Annotated in this window: 1 pseudogene; it reads left to right on the top strand. The window is 59.5% G+C overall.

Annotation, left to right across the window (positions count from 1 at the left end):
* Positions 1–237 (top strand): annotated as a pseudogene (locus R0J92_RS26500) (flagellar biosynthesis protein FlgL); the annotation flags it as partial.

Genomic DNA, 237 nt, shown 5'->3' with positions numbered 1-237 from the left:
CGGTGCAGGACTGGTTCGCGGATCCTGCGGGGGTCGATGCGATCATGTATCACGGTTCGACCCACAACATGAGAGCCGTGCGGATCGGCGTAAATGAAGACGTCAACTTTGCCCTTCGTGCCGACGATGAGCGTCTGAAACAAGCCATGAAAAGCTTCGCCCTTGGAGCGCTGGGCAGTCAGGATTATCTTGGCCATCTGTCCACGGTCGCATCTTCGGCTCTGGTCGCGCGGGCCG

It is taken from the genome of Tritonibacter sp. SIMBA_163 (assembly GCF_046535935.1).
Classification (GTDB): Bacteria; Pseudomonadota; Alphaproteobacteria; order Rhodobacterales; family Rhodobacteraceae; genus Epibacterium; species Epibacterium scottomollicae.
This window is presented reverse-complemented; position numbering and strand designations above follow the sequence as displayed.